This is a genomic window from Litorisediminivivens sp. KMU-197, assembly GCF_056858395.1.
In genome coordinates, this window is the sequence record NZ_JBXEQG010000001.1 from 225,307 (window position 1) to 242,857 (window position 17,551).

Below are 17,551 nucleotides of genomic sequence, written 5' to 3' on the forward strand. Positions count from 1 at the left end.
GTGACACGATACGAACGCAACATGATCGGCTACGGCCCCCGCATCCCCGACGCCAAGTGGCCGGGTGGCGCGAAGGTGGCGGTGCAATTCGTGCTGAACTACGAAGAGGGCGGCGAGAACAACGTGCTGCACGGCGATGCGGCCTCGGAGGCGTTTCTGTCGGACATTCCGGGCGCGGCGATGTGGCCGGGCCAGCGCCACTGGAACATGGAATCGATCTACGAATACGGCGCACGGGCCGGGTTCTGGCGGGTGCATCGGCTGTTTACCGGGGCCGGCATACCGGTGACGATCTACGGTGTCGCCTCGGCACTGGCGCGGTCGCCGGAACAGGTGGCGGCGATGAAGGACGCGGGGTGGGAGATCGCCTCGCACGGGTTGAAGTGGGTCGAGCACAAGGACATGCCCGAGGACGAGGAGCGTACCGCCATTGAAGAGGCGGTGCGGCTGCATACCGAAGTCGTCGGCGAGGCGCCGCGTGGCTGGTACACCGGGCGTTGCAGCGAGAACACCGTGCGGCTGGTGGCCGAGACGGGCAAGTTCGACTACATTTCCGACACCTACGACGACGATCTGCCCTACTGGCGGGAATATGGCGACCGCGATCAGCTGATCATTCCGTATACGCTCGAGGCCAATGACATGCGCTTCGCGACCGCGCCCGGCTGGGTGACGGGAGAGGATTTCGGATCTTACCTGCGCGATGCGTTCGACACGCTTTATGCCGAGGGGCAGGAGGGGCGTCCGAAGATGATGTCGATCGGCCTGCATTGCCGGCTGATCGGACGGCCCGGCAAGATCGCGGCCCTGAAGCGGTTTATCGACTATATCCAGAGCTTTGAGGGTGTGTGGTGCCCGACGCGGCTGGAGATTGCCGAGCATTGGGCCGAGACCCACCCGCATGAGCGGCGGGACAGGCCCTCTGAAATGACGCGCGAGGATTTCGTCGCGAAGTTCGGTGGCATCTTCGAACACTCCGCATGGATCGCCGAGGGCGCGCATGATCTGGAACTGGGGCCGGCGCATGACACCGCGGCGGGGCTGCACAACGCGCTGTGCCGGGTGTTCCGCACCGCGGATGACGACAAGCGGCTGGCCGTGTTGACCGCGCACCCGGACCTTGCGGGCAAGCTGGCGGCGGCGGGGCGGCTGACGGTCGAGAGCACCTCTGAGCAGGCCGGCGCCGGGCTGGACATGCTGACGGACGAAGAGCGCGCGGCGTTCACGCGGCGCAACAGCGCGTACGTCGAGAAACACGGGTTTCCCTTCATCATCGCGGTGCGCGACCACGACAAGGCTTCGATCATGGCGGCCTTCGACCGGCGGATCGGCAACGACCGCGAGACCGAGTTCGCCGAGGCCTGCCGTCAGGTGGAGCGCATCGCCGAGTTCCGGCTGAAGGACCTGTTGCCATGAGCGGGACGATCCGTGTCGCGCCGATGTCGGTTAAGGCGTTCGCGCCGTTTGGCGATCTGCTGGAGGCCACTGGCGAGCCGGAGAAATGGATCAACCAGGGCAGGTGCGGCCGGTTTCACGACCGCGCGGGGCTTGATTTCGTCGACGGGAGCGCCGGGATCAGCCTGTTCAAGTCCGAGCTGTGCAGCCTGCCCCTGAAGCTGGAGATGATGGAGCGGCATCCGCTGGGGTCGCAGGCCTTCATTCCGATGTCGCATGACGCCTTTCTGGTCGTCTGTGCCGAAGATGCAGGCAATCGTCCGGGCAGACCGTGCGCTTTCCTGACCGAGCCCGGCCAGGCGATCAACTTTCATCGGGGCACGTGGCACGGTGTGCTGACGCCGCTGGGCGGATCGGGGCTGTTTGCCGTGGTCGACCGGATCGGCGAGGGCGCAAACCTGGAAGAGCATTGGTTCGACACGGCCTATGAGGTGGTGAGGGACTGACGACCAGGGCCGCCGGGAGGAGAGGTGGCCCGAACCACGCAGCTATATGGGGAGAGATACTATGGCTGATACTTCCATCGGGACACCGGCAGAGATGCGCGATCCCAATTACACACCGCCGCTTGCGAAGGCGGTGCCGTTGGGCATCCAGCACGTGTTGGCCATGTTCGTGTCGAACGTGACGCCTGCGATCATCGTCTGCGGGGCGGCGGGCTTCGGTTTCGGGTCGAATTCGCCGGACTTCCCGCAGATGATCTACATGATCCAGATGTCGATGTTCTTTGCCGGGCTGGCGACGCTGATCCAGACCATCGGCATCGGCCCGGTGGGGGCGAAGCTGCCGATCGTGCAGGGGACTTCGTTTGCCTTTATCCCGATCATGATCCCGCTGGTGGCGGGCAAGGGTGTCGACGCGGTGGCCATTCTGATGGGCGGCATCCTCGTGGGCGGGTTGTTCCATGCCACGCTGGGGCTGTTTATCGGCAAGATCCGCTTTGCGCTGCCGCCGCTGGTGACCGGGCTCGTGGTGACGATGATCGGGCTGGCGCTGGTCAAGGTGGGCATCCAGTATGCCGCCGGCGGCGTGCCCGCGATCGGCACCGAGGAATACGGGTCGGCGCAGAACTGGTTTGTCGCTTCAGTGGTGATCCTGGTGACGCTGGGGCTGAAGTTCTTCACCCGCGGCATGCTGTCGGTTTCGGCGGTGCTGCTGGGGCTGCTGGTGGGCTACGTCGTGGCCTGGGCGATGGGCATGGTGAGCTTTGGCGCGGTCGGGAATGCCGCGAGCTTCGCGCTGCCCAACCCGCTGCACTTCGGGCTCGAGTTTTCGGTCGCCGCGGTGGTGGGCTTCTGCCTGATGTCCTTCGTCTCGGCGGTCGAGACCGTGGGCGACGTGTCGGGGATCACCAAGGGTGGTGCGGGCCGTGAGGCCACGGACAAGGAAATCCAGGGCGCGACCTTTGCCGATGGTCTCGGCACTGCGGTGTCGGGTCTGTTCGGGGCGCTGCCCAACACCTCGTTCTCGCAGAACGTCGGGCTGATCGCGATGACCGGGCTGATGAGCCGGCACGTGGTCACCATTGGCGGCCTCTTCCTGATCGTCTGCGGGCTGGTGCCGAAGATCGGCGCGATCATCTCGACGGTGCCGATCGAGGTGCTGGGCGGCGGCGTGATCGTAATGTTCGGGATGGTCGTCTCGGCGGGTATCTCGATGCTGTCGGACGTGAACTGGAACCGCCGCAACATGGTGATCTTCGCCATCGCCCTGTCGCTGGGGCTGGGGCTTCAGCTTGAGCCGGGGGCGCTGCAGCACCTGCCGGCGACGCTGAAGGTGCTGGCGACCTCCGGCATCCTGCCCGCGGCGCTGATCGCCATCGTGCTGAATCTGGTGCTGCCGGACGATCTGGCGGAAGAGGCGACCGAGGAAGTCTCGGGCGGCATGGCGGGCCACGGCACCGGATCGCTGCCGGGCGAGTGAGGCGCAGGATGGGTGCTGAGCACCCATCCTACCGAAAGTGGCCCCGGGTGTTCTGACGGACGCCCGGGGTTTATTCGTTGCACGCCGTGGAAAGCTTTCTAGCCTCCGGCCGGAGTTCAGCGGGCAAGATAAAGACCTGGCGCCGTGTTGCTGCTTCATCTTGCCGGTAAACTTCGGGGGTGAGCCCGCAGGGCGAGGGGGCTGGCCCCCTTTGCGCTGACCGGGCCTCAGGCCATGCGGCGGGCCATGTCGAGCATCCGGGCCGAGAAGCCCCATTCGTTGTCGTACCAGCCGAAGATGCGCAGCACGCCGCCCTTGGAGACCGAGGTTTCGCGGCCCGCGACCACCAGGGATTCCGGTCTGCAGCGCAGGTCGGTCGAGACCAGCGGCTGATCGGTGAACCCGAACAGCACCGGGTCGGCGGTCCGGATCAGGGTGTTGAGGGTTTCGGCGGTGACGCCGTCACGGGTCTGCACTGTCAGGTCGATGGCCGAGACCGAGGCGGTGGGCACCCGGATGGCGCGGGCCTCGATCCGATGCGCGAGATGCGGCAGCACCACGCCGATCAACCGTCCGGCGCTGGTGGTGGTGGGCACCATCGACAGGGCCGCCGCGCGCGAGCGGACCAGATCGCCGCGTGGCGCGTCGACGGTGGGCTGGCTGCCGGTGTAGCAGTGGATGGTGGTCATGTGGCCCGATTCCACGCCCGCGGCCTCATCAACGAGGCGCAGCAGGGGGGCGAGGGCGTTGGTGGTGCAGGACGCGTTCGAGATGATCTTCTGACCGGCCAGCAATTCATGATTTGCGCCCAGCACGATGGTGTCGCAGGCGGCCTCGGACGGGCCGGAGATCAGGATGCGGGTGGCGCCGGCGGTGAGGCCGCGTTCGGCGATGGCGCGGGTCTGGGCCTTGCCGGTACATTCCATGACGATGTCGATGCCCGACAGGTCGAGGGACGAGATGTCGGGCGCGTGGGTGACCGGGATCTGCCTGCCGGCGGCATGCAGCGCGCCATCGGTGCCGGTGGCGCCGCCTGGAAGCGGGCCGAAGACGCTGTCGTAGGCAAAGAGATAGGCGCAGGTGTCGAGGTCGGCGATATCGTTGATGCCGGCTATCTCGATATCCGGGTGCTGGGTCAGCACCATGCGGGTGATGGTGCGGCCGATGCGGCCGAAGCCGTTGATGAAGATGCGGAGGGTCATGAACGTCCTGGCGCGGCAGTTGTTTGCGCGGGATTAGAACCGGTCTGCCGCGCGATGGCCAGTGGCGGCGCGGTGTTTTCCGACAAGGGTCTGTCCGCCGCGGGCCGGGCCGGCGGCGGACAGGAGGTTTGTGGGTCGCGGCTCAGGCGGGGACGGCTGCGCCGTCGTCCGGGGCCTTCGCGCGGTTCGGCAGGATGCAGAGCACCGCGGCCAGCATCAGCAGGACCTGCACGTGGTACATGGCAAAATCTGCCGCCTGGCGGGCCGTCTGTTCGCTGTCTTGTGCGCCGAATTGCAGGTCAATGCTGGTCAGCGCCAGATGGACGAACACGGCGTAAAGCACCGTCAGCAACAGGAAGAACGGCACCAGAACCAGCAGGTCGGCGGGCTTGTCAGGTGCGGCCACGATCCGCGGCGATCTGCAGATCCGGGCGGTTGCCAGCGCCGGATAGGCCACCAGCGCCAGCATCACCAACGGCATGAGCAGGGATGTCCCCCGCGCTGCCGCCTCTGGAACTCCGACGATGAAAGCCAGTGCCACCGCGAGAACGTAGAGGCCCGAGGTCCTCAGCACGATCGTGTAGAGAGCGTGTATCGTTTTGTTCACTAATGGACTCCTCAATCGGTATTATTCGAGGGCCATTAACCCTGACAAAGTGTTGAAGGTAAGGCGCTGATTGGGTCTTTCGGTCTCAGATCTCGATTTGTTGCGCCACGCCCTTGTCGAGCGCCAGCTGCACGGCGGCCTTGGCAACGGCGAGATCCTGCAGGCCGACGCCGGTGCCGTCGAACAGCGTGATCTCTTCCGGCGAGGTGCGGCCGGGGTGGGTTCCGTTGATGACCGCGCCAAGCTGGTGGACGTCGCTCGCCTTTATCAGGCCCTGTGCGACGGCGTGCTGCGCCTCGCCGATCGTGGTGGACTGGGCGACCTCGTCGGTGAAGACGGTGGCGGCCTGCAACAGTTCCGGCGCGACCTCCTGCTTGCCCTTGGTGTCGGTGCCCATGCAGGCGATGTGGGTGCCGGGGCTGACGTGGGCAGTTTGGACGATGGCGTCGAAGCTCGAGGTGATCGAGATGATGACGTCGGCTTCGGTAAGGCCCTCCAATTCGACCGCTTCGAAGGGCAGGCCGGCCTCTTGGGCGACCTTCTCGATGTTCGGCAGCATCTCGGGGTGGAGGTTCCAGCCAATCACCTTTTCGAAGTCGCGCTGCGCGAGGGCGGCGCGCAGCTGGAACGTCGCCTGGTGGCCGGCGCCGACCATGCCGATGACGCGGGCGTCCTTGCGGGCGAGGTGGGCGATCGAGACCGACGAGGCGGCGGCAGTCCTGAGTGCGGTCAGCAGGTTGCCGCCGACCATGGCTGTGGGTTTGCCGGTATCGGGGTCGAACAGGAACACCGTCGACTGGTGGTTGATGATGCCGTGGGTGGCAAGGTTGTTGGGCCAGTAGCCGCCCGCCTTCAGGCCCAGCGTCAGGCCGGAGCGGTCGAAGCCGCCCTTAAAGCCGTAGAGCGCGTCGGCGTGGCCTATGGCTTCGCGGACCACGGGGAAGTTGTAGGCGTCTTCGCGGGCCATGGCGGCGAAGACCTGCTCGACGGCGATGAAGGCGGCCTCGGGCGTTATGAGACCTGCGATTTCGGCTTCGGGGACGATGGTGAGGGTGGTTGTCTTGGTCATGTCGAGGCCCATTGGGGTGTCCTTTGTACGAGCATAGGGTGCGCAGCGGATGCGCACCCTGCGGTTAGGGGAAGGGTGTGACCTTGGGGCCCACCGTCAGTAGGCGCGGCCGCGTGCCGAGACCGGCCAGACGGTTTCGACCTTGCCGTCTCGGACACCGACGTACCAGTCGTGGACGTTGGCGGTGGGATCGCAGTGGCCGGGGACGAGTTTCAGCTTTTCGCCGACTTTCAGCACGCCTTGCGGGTCCGCGATCACGCCGTGCTCATCCGAGCATTTGACGTATTCCACATCGTCGCGGCCGAAGATGAACGGCAGGCCGCTGTCGACCGATTGCGCCTTGAGACCGGCATCGCAGATCGCCTTGTCCGCCTTGGCGTGGCTCATCACCTGGGTCAGGATGAAGAAGGCGTTTTCCCATTCGCCCTGGTCGATGCGGTTGCCGTCCTTGTCGAGGATGCGGCCGTAATCGGCGTCCATGAAGGCGTAGGAGCCGCATTGCAGCTCGTTGTAGACGCCGGAGTTGGACTCGAAATAATACGACCCGGTGCCGCCGCCGGAGACCAGTTCGCATTCGATGCCATCGGCCTTGAGACCTTCGACCGCGTCCTTCACCTGGGCGATGGCGGTGTCGAGTTTTTCCTTGCGGGCCTCGTAGCTGTCGAGGTGCTGCATGGCGCCCTGGTAGGCCTGAATGCCGGTGAAGGTCAGGTTTTCGGCCGCATTGATCGCCTTGGCGATCTCCACGACGGCTTCGGTGGTGGTGACGCCGCAACGGCCGGCGCCGCAGTCGATTTCCACGAGGCATTCGATTTCGGTGCCGTGCCTTTGTGCGGCCTCTGACAGTTCGGCCACGTTGTCGACGTCGTCGACGCAGACGATGGTGCGGGCGCCGGTCTTGGGCAGTTGCGCGAGGCGGTCGATCTTTTGCGGGTCGCGGACCTGGTTCGAAACGAGGATGTCCTTGATGCCGCCACGGGCGAAGACCTCGGCCTCGGACACCTTCTGGCAGCAGACGCCGACCGCGCCGCCGAGTTCTTCCTGCAGCTTGGCCACGTCGACGGACTTGTGCATCTTGCCGTGGACGCGGTGGCGCATGCCATGATCCTTGGCGTAGTCGCCCATCTTCTTGATGTTGCGCTCAAGCGCGTCGAGGTCGAGTACCAGCGCCGGGGTCTGGATGTCGGCGGCGTCCATGCCGGGCTTGGCGGGGATATCGAAACCGACTTCGAATTGGTCGAGATTGGTCATGTCTTTCATCTTTCATGCTCCCTGAGAGGGGGCCGGGCTGAAGCCCGGCCTACGGATTGAAGGGCGGGGTGGAGGGTCAGGCGACCATCCACGGAAGTCTGTCCAGATCGACGTTGCCGCCGGTGACGATCACGCCGACGCGTTTGCCTGTGAAGCGTTCCCGGTTCTTCAGGATGGTGGCCAGCGGCACCGCCGAAGACGGCTCCATCACCACGCGCAGGTGTTTCCAGGTCAGTTTCATCGCGTCGATGATCTCTTGCTCCGATGCGGTGAGAATGTCGGTCACGTGGTTCGATACGAAGTGCCACGTCAGGTCCTTGAGCGGCACCAGCAACCCGTCGGCCACCGTTTTGGGGGCGTCGTCGGCGATGATGTGGCCGGCCTTGAAGCTGCGGTAGGCGTCGTCGGCCTGTTCCGGCTCGGCGGCGATGATCTGCGTTTCCGGGGCCAGCGTCGAAAGTGTCAGGCAGGTGCCGGAAATCATGCCACCGCCGCCGATGGGGGCCACGACCATGTCGAGACCGCCGGTCTGTTCGACCAGTTCCTTCGCGCAGGTGCCCTGGCCCGCGATGACGCGCGGATCGTTGTAGGGGTGGACGAAATCGCCGCCCGTTTCCTCCTGCACCTTGGCGAAGGTCGCCTCACGCGAGGAGGTCGAAGGCTCGCATTCGGTGATCTTGCCGCCGTAGCGGCGGACGGTGTCCTTCTTGGCCTGCGGGGCGCTGTGAGGCATGACCACGTTGCAGGGGATGCCGCGCCGCATGGCGGCGTAGCTGAGGCAGGAGGCGTGATTGCCGGACGAATGCGTCGCCACGCCCTTGGCGGCCTGCGCGTCGTCCAGCCCGAAGACCGCGTTGCAGGCGCCGCGCACCTTGAAGGCGCCCGGCTCCTGGAAGTTTTCGCACTTGAAGAACAGCTCGGCCCCGGTCAGTTCGTTGAGGTAGTCCGAGGTGCGGACCGGGGTTTCGCGGATGTGCGGCTTGATGCGCTCATGCGCGTCGAGCATGTCCTGATAGGTGGGGATATGCATGGCGTTGTCCTTCATCACGCGGCGGCCTTGGTCTGTGCAGCGCGGTGCGAGCGGTAGTAATCCTGCGCGGCGGCGACGCCGGAGCCAAGTTCGATGTTCAGGCCGAGGTCCTTCATGCACATCTCGGCGGTGGCGATGCCCGACAGCGCCATCACGTCGGTGAGCGATCCCAGGTGGCCGATGCGGAACACCTTGCCCGCGACCTCGCCCAGACCGGTGCCGAAGGCGACGCCGTAGGTGTCGGCAGCGTGGCTGACGATGTCGGTGGCGTTGAAGCCGTCGGGCGTGCGGATGGCACTGACACTGTCACTGTAAAGGTCGGCGCGCGCGGCGCAGAGGTCAAGGCCCCAGGCGTGGATCGCCTGTCGGACGCCCTCGGCGATGCGGTGGTGGCGGGCGAAGACGTTCTCGAGCCCTTCGTCGAGCAGCATCTCGCAGGCGAGGTTCAGCCCGTTGATCAGGCCCACGGGGGGCGTGTAGGGGAAGCCGCCGGCGGCGTTGGCCTTGCCCATGTCGCGGATGTCGAAGAAGGTGCGCGGCAGCTGCGCAATCTCGACAGCGGCCATGGCCTTGGCCGAGAAGCCGGTGATGGCCAGACCGGGGGGCAGCATGAAGCCCTTCTGGGAGCCGGTGACGGCGATATCCACGCCCCATTCGTCGAAGCGGAAATCCATCGAGGCGATGGAGCTGACACCATCGACAAAGAGCAGCGCCGGGTGGCTGGCGGCATCCATGGCGGAGCGGACCGCAGCGATGTCGGAGCGCACGCCGGTGGCGGTCTCGTTATGGGTGGCGAGGACGGCCTTGATCTGGTGGTCTTTGTCGGCCGTCAGCGCGGCCTCGAACTTGTCGGCGGGGATGCCTTCGCCCCAGGGGGTTTCGATGATCTGGACGTCGAGCCCGTGGCGCTGGCACATGTCGATCCAGCGGTGCGAGAACATGCCGTTGCGGGCGGCGAGGATCTTGTCGCCGGGCGACAGCGTGTTGGTCAGCGCGGTTTCCCAACCACCTGTGCCGGTCGAGGGGAAGATGAAAATCTCGGCGGCGTCGGATTTCAGGATCTGGCGGACGGCGGCCTTGGCGGGATGCAGGATCTCGCCGAAGAGCGCCGAGCGGTGGTCGAGCGTCGGCATGTCGCAGGCGCGGCGCAGGTGCTCGGGCATGTTGGTCGGGCCGGGAATGAAAACGGGGTTCTGGAAGCTCATGGCGGGTCTCCTCTGATCTGGGCTTGGGTTGGTTCTACGCCTCCTGCCGCGACGGCTCAATTTTTTTGAAATGTATTTTCAGAAACGGCGTTAAGGGCGTAAATTCAATCTTGCCAACGGGTTGCGATTTTTCATATGGTGAATGCGCATTTCAAAATGAGAAACAGCATGGCCGATGACACTCCTCGCAAGCGCGGCAGGCCGCGTGGATGGCACGACAAGACCGAGCAGAACACCATCAAGTCCCTCGACCGCGCGCTGGAGGTGCTGATCGCGCTGGGCGCGCATGAGGGTGTGACGCTGAGCGCATTGGCCGAGGAATTGGGCGGCTCGCCGGCGACGGTCTATCGGGTGCTGGTGACCTTGCAGGGGCGCGGATTCGCGGAGTTCGACGAGGCCGGGCAGAGCTGGGCGGTGGGGCCGGGGGCGTTTCTGGCCGGCGCGGCCTTCTTGCGCCGTACCTCGCTGGCCGAGCGGGCGCGGCCGATCATGCGGACGCTGATGGAGGCGACGGGAGAGACGGCGAACCTGGGCGTCGTGCGCGGCGACGAGGTGATGTTTCTCAGCCAGGTCGAGACGCACGAGACGATCCGGGCCTTCTTTCCGCCCGGCACGCTGTCGCCGCTGCACGCCAGCGGGATCGGTAAGGCGCTGCTGTCGCGCTGGCCGGCGAACCGGCTCGAGGCCTATCTCGGGCGCACCGAGCGGCAGGCGTTTACCGAGCATACGCTGGTGGCGGCGGAGGATCTGCGCGCCGACCTGTCGGCGGCCGCCAGGCGCGGCTATGCGGTGGACGGCGAGGAAAAGGCCGTGGGCATGCGCTGCGTGGCGGCGCCGGTGTTCAACGTCTACGGCGAAGCGGTGGCGGGGATCTCGATTTCCGGGCCGTCGGTGCGGTTGCCGGTTGACCGCATCGACGAGATCGGCGGGCATGTGACGCGGGCGGCGCAGGCCCTGTCGGAGGCCGTCGGCGGCGCGGTGCCCGCGTGAGGCTGAAAGGGGCGCTGCCCCTCGGCCTTCGGCCTCACCCCGGAGTTTATCCGGCAAGATGAACACGGGAGCGCTCTTGTCCTTCATCTTGCCGTTAAACTCCGGGGGTCTGAGGGCTGGCCCCCAGTTGGCCGGCGCGCGCAAGGCGCGACGAAACCGGGAAGCTTCCAGCGCGGGTGCGTCGGTTTGACGGGGCAGCCGACGAAAAGGTGACTTAAATCTTCGGCCCCAAAGCGCTAGGACTGTGGACAACATCGGCAAACCGCGGGGAGGGTGCCATGATCCCGGAACTTGGACAATTCGCGCTGGCGCTGGCGCTGGCCATTGCGCTGGTGCAATCGGTGGTGCCCATGTTCGGTACGGCACGGGGCAACCTGGCCTGGATGCGATCGGCCCAGTCGACGGCGGTGGGGCAGCTTGTGTTCGTCGCGGGCGCCTTCGGGGCGCTGATGTGGGCCTTCGTGGTCAGCGATTTCACCGTGATGAACGTGGTGCAGAACTCTAATTCGCTGAAGCCGATGCTCTACAAGGTGGCGGCGACATGGGGGTCGCACGAGGGGTCGCTCTTGCTCTGGACGCTGATCCTGGCGCTGTTCGGCGCGGGTGTGGCGGTGTTTGGGACGAACATTCCGCTGAGCCTGCGGGCGCGGACGCTGGCGGTGCAGGCGTGGATTTCGGTGGGGTTTCTCAGCTTTTTGCTTTTCACGTCGAACCCCTTCGCGCGGGCCGTGCCGGCACCGGCGGACGGCAATGACCTGAACCCGCTGTTGCAGGACGTGGGCCTCGCGATGCATCCGCCGCTGCTTTACGTGGGCTACGTGGGCTTTTCGATCGTGTTCAGCTTCGCCGTGGCGGCGCTGATCGAGGGCCGGGTGGATGCGGCCTGGGCGCGATGGGTGCGGCCCTGGACGCTGGCGGCGTGGATGAGCTTGACCGCGGGCATCGCGCTGGGATCTTGGTGGGCCTATTACGAGCTTGGCTGGGGCGGCTGGTGGTTCTGGGACCCGGTCGAGAACGTCAGCTTCATGCCGTGGCTGCTGGGGACGGCGCTGCTGCATTCGGCCATCGTGACCGAAAAGCGCGGCGCGTTCAAAAGCTGGACCATCCTCTTGGCGATCCTGACATTTTCGCTGTCGCTGCTGGGGACGTTTATCGTGCGCTCGGGGCTGCTGACCTCTGTCCATGCCTTCGCGGTCGATCCCGAACGGGGGATCTATATTCTGGCGTTGCTGGGCATCTCGATCGGCGGGTCGCTGACGCTTTACGCGGTGCGCGCCCCGGCCATGGAAGGCGGCGGGCTGTTCGCGCCGGTGAGCCGCGAAGGCGGGCTGCTTGTCAACAACCTGCTGCTGGGTTCGGCGACCGGGACGGTGCTGTTCGGCACGCTTTATCCGCTGTTCCTCGAGGCGATCACCGGCGACAAGATCTCGGTCGGGCCGCCGTTCTTCAACGCGTCCTTCGTGCCGATCATGCTGCCGCTGGTGCTGGTCATGGGCTTCGGGCCGTTCCTGACGTGGAAGCGGGCCGACCTGAAGGGCGTGATGCAAAGGCTCTGGGTGGTTGCGGCGATCTCGGGGCTGGTGATGCTGGCTGTCTGGTACGTGGTGACCAAGGGGCCGGTCCTGGCGGTGCTGGCCTTCGGGCTGGGCATCTGGCTGTTCCTCGCCACGCTGCAGGAGTGGGGCGCGCGGGTGAAGCTGGGCCGCGCGCCGCTGTCGGAAAGCTGGCGGAGGGCGCGCAACCTGCCGCGTGCCTCGCACGGGATGACTATGGCGCATCTGGGGCTGGCGGTCTGCATCTTCGGTTTCGTGGGCTCGTCGGCCTGGAAGGAAGAGGTGGTGACCTTTGCCGAGCCGGGCACGCAGATCGAGATTGCCGGTTTCGACATTACCTTCGAGGGGGTCGAACGGGTGCCGGGGCCGAACTACATGGCGGCGCGCGCGACGCTGGTGGTCGAACGCGACGGGGCCTTCGTGCAGAACCTTTACCCGGAGCGGCGCAACTATCCTGTGGCGCGGTCGCAGACCACCGAAAGCGCCATCAGGCACACGCTGGCCGGCGATCTCTATGCGGCGATCAGCGAACCGGCGGCCGAGACGGCGGGCAATGCCTGGACGCTCAGGGTGCTGTATGAGCCTTTGGTGAATTTCATCTGGCTCGGGTCCTTCATGCTTGTTATCGGCGGTGGGCTGTCGCTGTCGGACCGGCGGCTGAGGGTGGGCGCGCCGAAGCGGCGGCGGGCGCCCGAGATGGCGCAACCTGCGGAGTGAGACGATGAAACGTGTGTTGGTGTTCCTGCCGGTCGCGGTGGTAGCCGTGATCGGGGCGTTCTTCTTCTGGGGGCTGAACCCGGATCGCGACCCCAACGCCATCCCTTCGGCGCTGATCTCGCGCCCGGTGCCGGCGTTCGAACTGGAGCCGGTGCCGGGGCTGGACGTGCCGGGGCTGGCGACCGCCGATCTGGTGGCCGAGGGCGAGCCGGTGGTGGTGAACGTCTTCGCCTCGTGGTGCGTGCCCTGCCGGGCCGAGCACAAGGTGCTGACGCGGCTGATGCGCGAGGAAGGTTTTCCGCTGTTCGGCATCAACTACAAGGACAAGCCCGAGGCCGCGGTCGACTGGCTGGAGGAACTGGGCAATCCCTATGACCGGATCGGCGCAGACCTGAGCGGGCGCGCCGGGATCGAATGGGGCATATCCGGGGTGCCGGAGACGTTTCTAGTAGATGCGACGGGGACGGTCGTGTGGCGCTATGTCGGGCCGATCGCCACCGAGCAGGCACAGCAGGACCTGCGCGATGCGCTGGCCAAAGCGCGGGAGCGGGCATCGTGAGGGGTATTCTTGCCGCTTTGTTTATGGTGCTGGCATCCGTCGCAGCGGCGGTGGAGCCGGACGAGATTCTGGACGACCCGGTGCTGGAGGCGCGGGCGCGCGAGATCTCGAAGGATATCCGCTGCGTGGTCTGCCAGAACGAACCGATCGATTCGTCGAATGCGGGCGTGGCGCGGGACCTGCGGCTGCTGATCCGCGAAAGGCTGGTGGCGGGCGACAGTGACGCCGAGGTGCGGCAGTATCTGGTGGATCGCTATGGCGACTATGTGCTGTTCAAGCCGCCGTTCAAACCCGAGACCTATGCGCTCTGGCTGGCGCCCTTCGTGCTGCTCGGGATCGGCGGGCTGGTGGCGGTCTCGGCGGTGCGGCGGCGCAAGGGGGCGGGGCCGGAGCGGCTGAGTGACGCGGATGAGGCCGAGGTGGCCGAGATGATGGCGCGCTACGGACAGGACACGGACGGGAAAGACGGCTGATGGAATTTCTGATCATGGCCGCGGTGATGGCGCTGGTGGCGGCCGGTTTCGTGCTGGTGCCGCTGATGCGGCGGGGCGGGGCCCAGGTGGGGCACCGCGAGGGCGCGTTGGCGATCTTCGTGGACCAGTTGCAGGAGGTCGAGGCCGAACATGCGCGCGGGCTGATTTCGAAGGACGAGGCCGAGGCGGCGCGGCTGGAGATCAAGCGCCGGATGCTGGCGGTGAAGCGGCAGGGCGCCTCGAGGCCGATGCGCGCCGGTGGGGCCGTGCTGCTGGTGGCGCTGGCGCTGATGGTGCCCGTCGTGGCGGGCGTGACCTATCTGGCCACGGGTGCGCCGGGGGTGACGAGCCTGCCTTTCGCCGACCGCGCGGTGGAGCGCGAGGAAGACCAGAAGATCGTCGAACTGACCGAAAAGCTGCGGCTGCGGCTGGTGTCGGATGAGAACGGCGGGCCGACGCAGGGCTGGGAACTGCTGGCGCAGACCTATCTGCAAATGGGGCGCTATGGCGATGCGGCGGAGGCGCTGGCGCGGATCATCGACCGGCCGGACGCGCATTCCGGGCACCTGACGCAATATGCAGAGGCGCTGGTGGCGGCCAATGACGGGCTGATCACGGAGCGGGCCGGCGCGGCGATCGACCGGGCGTTGGAGATGGACGTGCTCAACCCGGCGGCCAGCTACTACAAGGCGCAGTGGTTGGAGCAGGAGGGCCGCGCGGCGGAGGCGCGGGAGTTGCTGGTGCTGCGCATGTCGCAGGAAGAGCGGGCGCAGCCGTGGATGGAAGTCTTCGTTCAGCAGATCAATCGTATCTCGGCCGAAACCGGCGATGACCCAGTGGCGGTGAGCGACTTCGTCGAGTTGCGCGGACCCACGGCGGAGGATGTCGAGGCGGCCGAGGCGCTGACCGAGGGCGAGCGGGCGGAGTTCATCCAGTCGATGGTGGCACGTCTGGCCGAGCGGCTGGAAGAGCAGCCCGACGATCTGGACGGCTGGTTACAGCTGGGGCGGGCCTATGGCGTGCTGGGCGAGACCGCGAAGGCGCTGGAGGCGTATCGTGCGGCCGAGGGACTGCTGGCGAATGTGCCGGAGGATGATCCGCGGCGGTCGGTCGTGGCGCAGGGGATTGCCGCGAACGGCGGGTGAGGTGCGTCGCCGATGCGGTGCTGATTTTCACCCGGCGCTGACAGTCGATTATCGCATCCATCAGGTGGACAGTGGCGAAGCCGCCCCGCATCGCCGGGGCGTCCTCTGACACGGTGATATGGCTGACGGACGTCCGCACGCCTGAGGGTTCACGGCAATCGCCAGCGTCGAGTGGCACCCGCCAGGCTTGGATCGCCGCGCCTCGGTCCGGCAATGCGGGGCAAGTTGGCCTTAAAAACCCAGATATTCGCTTCAGGTCCTTGGCGAAGCGCGGGTCAGCCGCCGGCCTTGTCGACGGCGTCGAAGATGGACTCATCGCTGAGCAGTTCCGGCAGCGGGATGCCGTTGGGGGCCGCGGGGCCGTAGACGGCATTGAAGGGAATTCCGTACCGGTTGAATTCTTCGAGGTAGGCCGAGATCGCGGGGTCGGGGCGCGTCCAGTCGGCCTGCATGGCGACCACCGCGTCCGAGGCGAGCAGGTCGGAGACCGGCGCGCGGTCGACGACCAGAGCCTTGTTGGCCTTGCAGGTCAGGCACCAGTCGGCGGTGACATCGACGAAGACGGTCCGGCCCTCGGCCACGTGCCCGGCAATGGCGGCGCGGTCGAAGGGGACCCAGCGGGTGGCGAACTGCGATGCCTGTGCCGGGGCCGGTGCGCGGACCAGCGGCAGGGCGATGGCGATGGCGGCGATTGCCGTGATTGCCGCGAGTTTGAACGGCAGGCGCAGCCAGAGCACCGCGATGATGGCGGCCATGAGCGCCGCCGTGATCGCGGTCATGACAAGGCCGGCGACACCGGCCAGCACGAAGAACAGCCAGGCGGCGGTCAGGGCCAGCAGGACGCCCATGACGGTCTTGAGGACGAGCATCCAGCGCCCCGGTTTCGGCAGGGCGGAGACCACGCCGGGGAAGGCCGCGACAGAGAGGTAGGGCAGCGCGAGGCCGAGGCCGAGGGCGGTGAAGATCACCGCGATCTCCACGGCTCCTCCGGACAGCGCAAAGGCCACGGCGGTTCCGAGGAAGGGGGCCGAGCAGGGCGTGGCAAGGACGGCCGCGAAGGCGCCGGTGGCGAAGTCGCCGGCATAGCCCGTGCCGCCGGCGGTGGACATGCGGGTCTGGAGGGCGGAGGGGATGCGGAATTCGAACAGGCCGAAGAGGTTGGCGGCGAAGATCACCAGGATGGCGATCATCGTGGTCAGGAACACCGGGCTCTGGAATTGCAGGCCCCAGCCGACCGCGTGGCCGGCCGATTGCAGCGCCCATGTGGCGGCGGCGAGGGCCCAGAAGAAGGCCAGAACACCGGCCGCGGTCAACAAAAAGCCGCTGCGGATGCGGTCATGACCCTTGTCGGCCTTGGACACCGCCGAGGCGAGCTTGATCGACAGTACCGGCAGCACACAGGGCATGACGTTGAGGATCAGCCCGCCCAGCACCGCAATCAGCGCCATCACCAGCAACCCGCGCCCGGCCGCCGGAGGTGGCGGCACCGTGGCCGAGAGCGACGCAGCGGTAGTGCCGGCGAAGGCGCCGTCGGTCACGGTCAGTTGCAGCTTGCCGGGCGCGTCGGGCCGGTAGAGCAGCGGGATGTCGGCCCAAAGGCGGTTGCGGTCTGCGCTGAGCCGCAGGTCGGGCTTGCCGAAGGTCGCGCCGTCGAGTTCCGGGAAGATGTCGGGGCTGCGGAAACCGGCAGCGTGGGTGAGGGCCACGACGAGCGCGTCGTCCGACAGGTGCGCGGACTCGACCGTGAGGCCCGAGGCGGGCCCGTCCTGCGGCACGCGCGCAAGGGCCCGCGAGAGGGTTTCGGCCGACGCGGTGTCGATGCCGGTGCCTTCGGGCAAGGGCAGGGTGAGCGCGAAATCCTCGGGGATGCAGATATCCTTGCAGACCAGCAATTGCACCTGCGCGCTGAGCGTCGCGGCCTGGCCCGGATCGTCCAGGGTGATGCGGATCGGGAAGGTGACCTCGTCGCCGTAGCCGAAGTTTTCGATATCGAAGGCGGTAAAGCGGGTGGGCGCGGGATAGAGCAGTTCGGCCCCGGCGACGTTATCGGAGCCCGACCAGTCGAGCTCGGGCGGCAGGCCGACCTCGCCGGGGCTGCGCCAGTATGTCTTCCAGCCGTCCAGCATCGACACCATCAGCCCGGCCGATATCGACCCGGCATCGGGGGCGACGCCGTCTTCGGCCGTGATCAGCCGCGCGGTCAGGGCCGGGGCGTCGTGGCGGTCCGAGGCCGCGGCCATGGCAAGGCCGGGCAGGATGACAAGCAGCAGGGCGCTGAGCAGGCGGATCGTGCGCATGGAGGCTCCTTCGACGGCAGGTATATCATGCCCGGACCGGGTATGCGTCAAACGCGCGGTCACGTCGAGAGGAGC

The 17,551-nt window shown here is 66.7% G+C and carries 15 protein-coding genes; 8 read left to right on the forward strand and 7 right to left on the reverse strand.

Annotated features, from left to right (window positions below; genetic code table 11):
- The 3 genes from puuE to AC04PT_RS01095 all read left to right on the forward strand — a co-directional run bounded on the left by puuE (window position 1) and on the right by AC04PT_RS01095 (window position 3,378).
- Window positions 1–1,416: an allantoinase PuuE gene (gene puuE, locus AC04PT_RS01085; protein ID WP_482871636.1), complete on the forward strand. Its 1,416-nt coding sequence runs from the start codon at window positions 1–3 to the stop codon at window positions 1,414–1,416.
- Window positions 1,413–1,901 carry an ureidoglycolate lyase gene (locus AC04PT_RS01090; RefSeq protein ID WP_482871637.1) on the forward strand — a complete coding sequence of 163 codons (489 nt, stop codon included), beginning with the start codon at window positions 1,413–1,415 and terminating at the stop codon, window positions 1,899–1,901. The genes puuE and AC04PT_RS01090 overlap by 4 nt, the downstream gene beginning before the upstream one ends.
- Before the next feature lie 61 nt (window positions 1,902–1,962).
- Window positions 1,963–3,378, forward strand: a complete 1,416-nt coding sequence (locus tag AC04PT_RS01095) for a uracil-xanthine permease family protein (RefSeq protein WP_482871638.1) — start codon at window positions 1,963–1,965, stop codon at window positions 3,376–3,378.
- A 227-nt stretch (window positions 3,379–3,605) separates the two neighbouring features.
- Here AC04PT_RS01095 and AC04PT_RS01100 read toward each other — a convergent pair whose 3' ends face one another.
- The 6 genes from AC04PT_RS01100 to bhcA all read right to left on the reverse strand — a co-directional run bounded on the left by AC04PT_RS01100 (window position 3,606) and on the right by bhcA (window position 9,742).
- On the reverse strand, window positions 3,606–4,580 hold the full coding sequence (locus AC04PT_RS01100; RefSeq protein ID WP_482871639.1) for a type I glyceraldehyde-3-phosphate dehydrogenase: 975 nt from the start codon (window positions 4,578–4,580) through the stop codon (window positions 3,606–3,608).
- Window positions 4,581–4,722: 142 nt separating this feature from the next.
- Window positions 4,723–5,187, reverse strand: a complete 465-nt coding sequence (locus AC04PT_RS01105; protein ID WP_482871641.1) for a hypothetical protein — start codon at window positions 5,185–5,187, stop codon at window positions 4,723–4,725.
- Between the two features lie 85 nt (window positions 5,188–5,272).
- The gene (gene bhcD, locus AC04PT_RS01110; RefSeq protein ID WP_482871643.1) at window positions 5,273–6,256 is read right to left on the reverse strand and encodes an iminosuccinate reductase BhcD; all 984 of its coding nucleotides are present in this window, start codon (window positions 6,254–6,256) and stop codon (window positions 5,273–5,275) included.
- 96 nt (window positions 6,257–6,352) lie between these two features.
- On the reverse strand, window positions 6,353–7,516 hold the full coding sequence (gene bhcC / locus AC04PT_RS01115) for a 3-hydroxy-D-aspartate aldolase BhcC (RefSeq protein WP_482871644.1): 1,164 nt from the start codon (window positions 7,514–7,516) through the stop codon (window positions 6,353–6,355).
- A gap of 67 nt (window positions 7,517–7,583) precedes the next feature.
- Window positions 7,584–8,552, reverse strand: coding sequence for a beta-hydroxyaspartate dehydratase BhcB (bhcB, locus tag AC04PT_RS01120; protein WP_482871645.1), 969 nt, complete (start codon window positions 8,550–8,552; stop codon window positions 7,584–7,586).
- Window positions 8,552–9,742, reverse strand: a complete 1,191-nt coding sequence (gene bhcA / locus AC04PT_RS01125; protein WP_482871646.1) for an L-aspartate--glyoxylate aminotransferase BhcA — start codon at window positions 9,740–9,742, stop codon at window positions 8,552–8,554. Before bhcA ends, bhcB begins: the two co-directional genes overlap by 1 nt.
- Window positions 9,743–9,910: 168 nt before the next feature.
- Between bhcA and bhcR the strand changes: the two genes are divergently transcribed.
- The 5 genes from bhcR to ccmI all read left to right on the forward strand — a co-directional run bounded on the left by bhcR (window position 9,911) and on the right by ccmI (window position 15,179).
- Window positions 9,911–10,732 (forward strand): HTH-type transcriptional regulator BhcR, encoded by an 822-nt coding sequence (gene bhcR / locus AC04PT_RS01130; protein ID WP_482871647.1) that lies wholly within the window; start codon window positions 9,911–9,913, stop codon window positions 10,730–10,732.
- Window positions 10,733–11,010: 278 nt separating this feature from the next.
- On the forward strand, window positions 11,011–13,002 hold the full coding sequence (locus AC04PT_RS01135) for a heme lyase CcmF/NrfE family subunit (protein ID WP_482871649.1): 1,992 nt from the start codon (window positions 11,011–11,013) through the stop codon (window positions 13,000–13,002).
- Between the two features lie 4 nt (window positions 13,003–13,006).
- Window positions 13,007–13,561: a DsbE family thiol:disulfide interchange protein gene (locus AC04PT_RS01140; protein ID WP_482871650.1), complete on the forward strand. Its 555-nt coding sequence runs from the start codon at window positions 13,007–13,009 to the stop codon at window positions 13,559–13,561.
- A 23-nt stretch (window positions 13,562–13,584) separates the two neighbouring features.
- Complete coding sequence (locus AC04PT_RS01145; RefSeq protein ID WP_482872425.1) at window positions 13,585–14,034, forward strand: cytochrome c-type biogenesis protein; 450 nt, start codon at window positions 13,585–13,587, stop codon at window positions 14,032–14,034.
- Complete coding sequence (ccmI, locus tag AC04PT_RS01150) at window positions 14,034–15,179, forward strand: c-type cytochrome biogenesis protein CcmI (protein ID WP_482871651.1); 1,146 nt, start codon at window positions 14,034–14,036, stop codon at window positions 15,177–15,179. Before AC04PT_RS01145 ends, ccmI begins: the two co-directional genes overlap by 1 nt.
- A gap of 275 nt (window positions 15,180–15,454) precedes the next feature.
- On the opposite strand, the gene AC04PT_RS01155 is transcribed toward ccmI, so the two are convergent.
- The gene (locus AC04PT_RS01155) at window positions 15,455–17,476 is read right to left on the reverse strand and encodes a protein-disulfide reductase DsbD family protein (protein ID WP_482871652.1); all 2,022 of its coding nucleotides are present in this window, start codon (window positions 17,474–17,476) and stop codon (window positions 15,455–15,457) included.
- Window positions 17,477–17,551 lie beyond the last annotated feature (75 nt).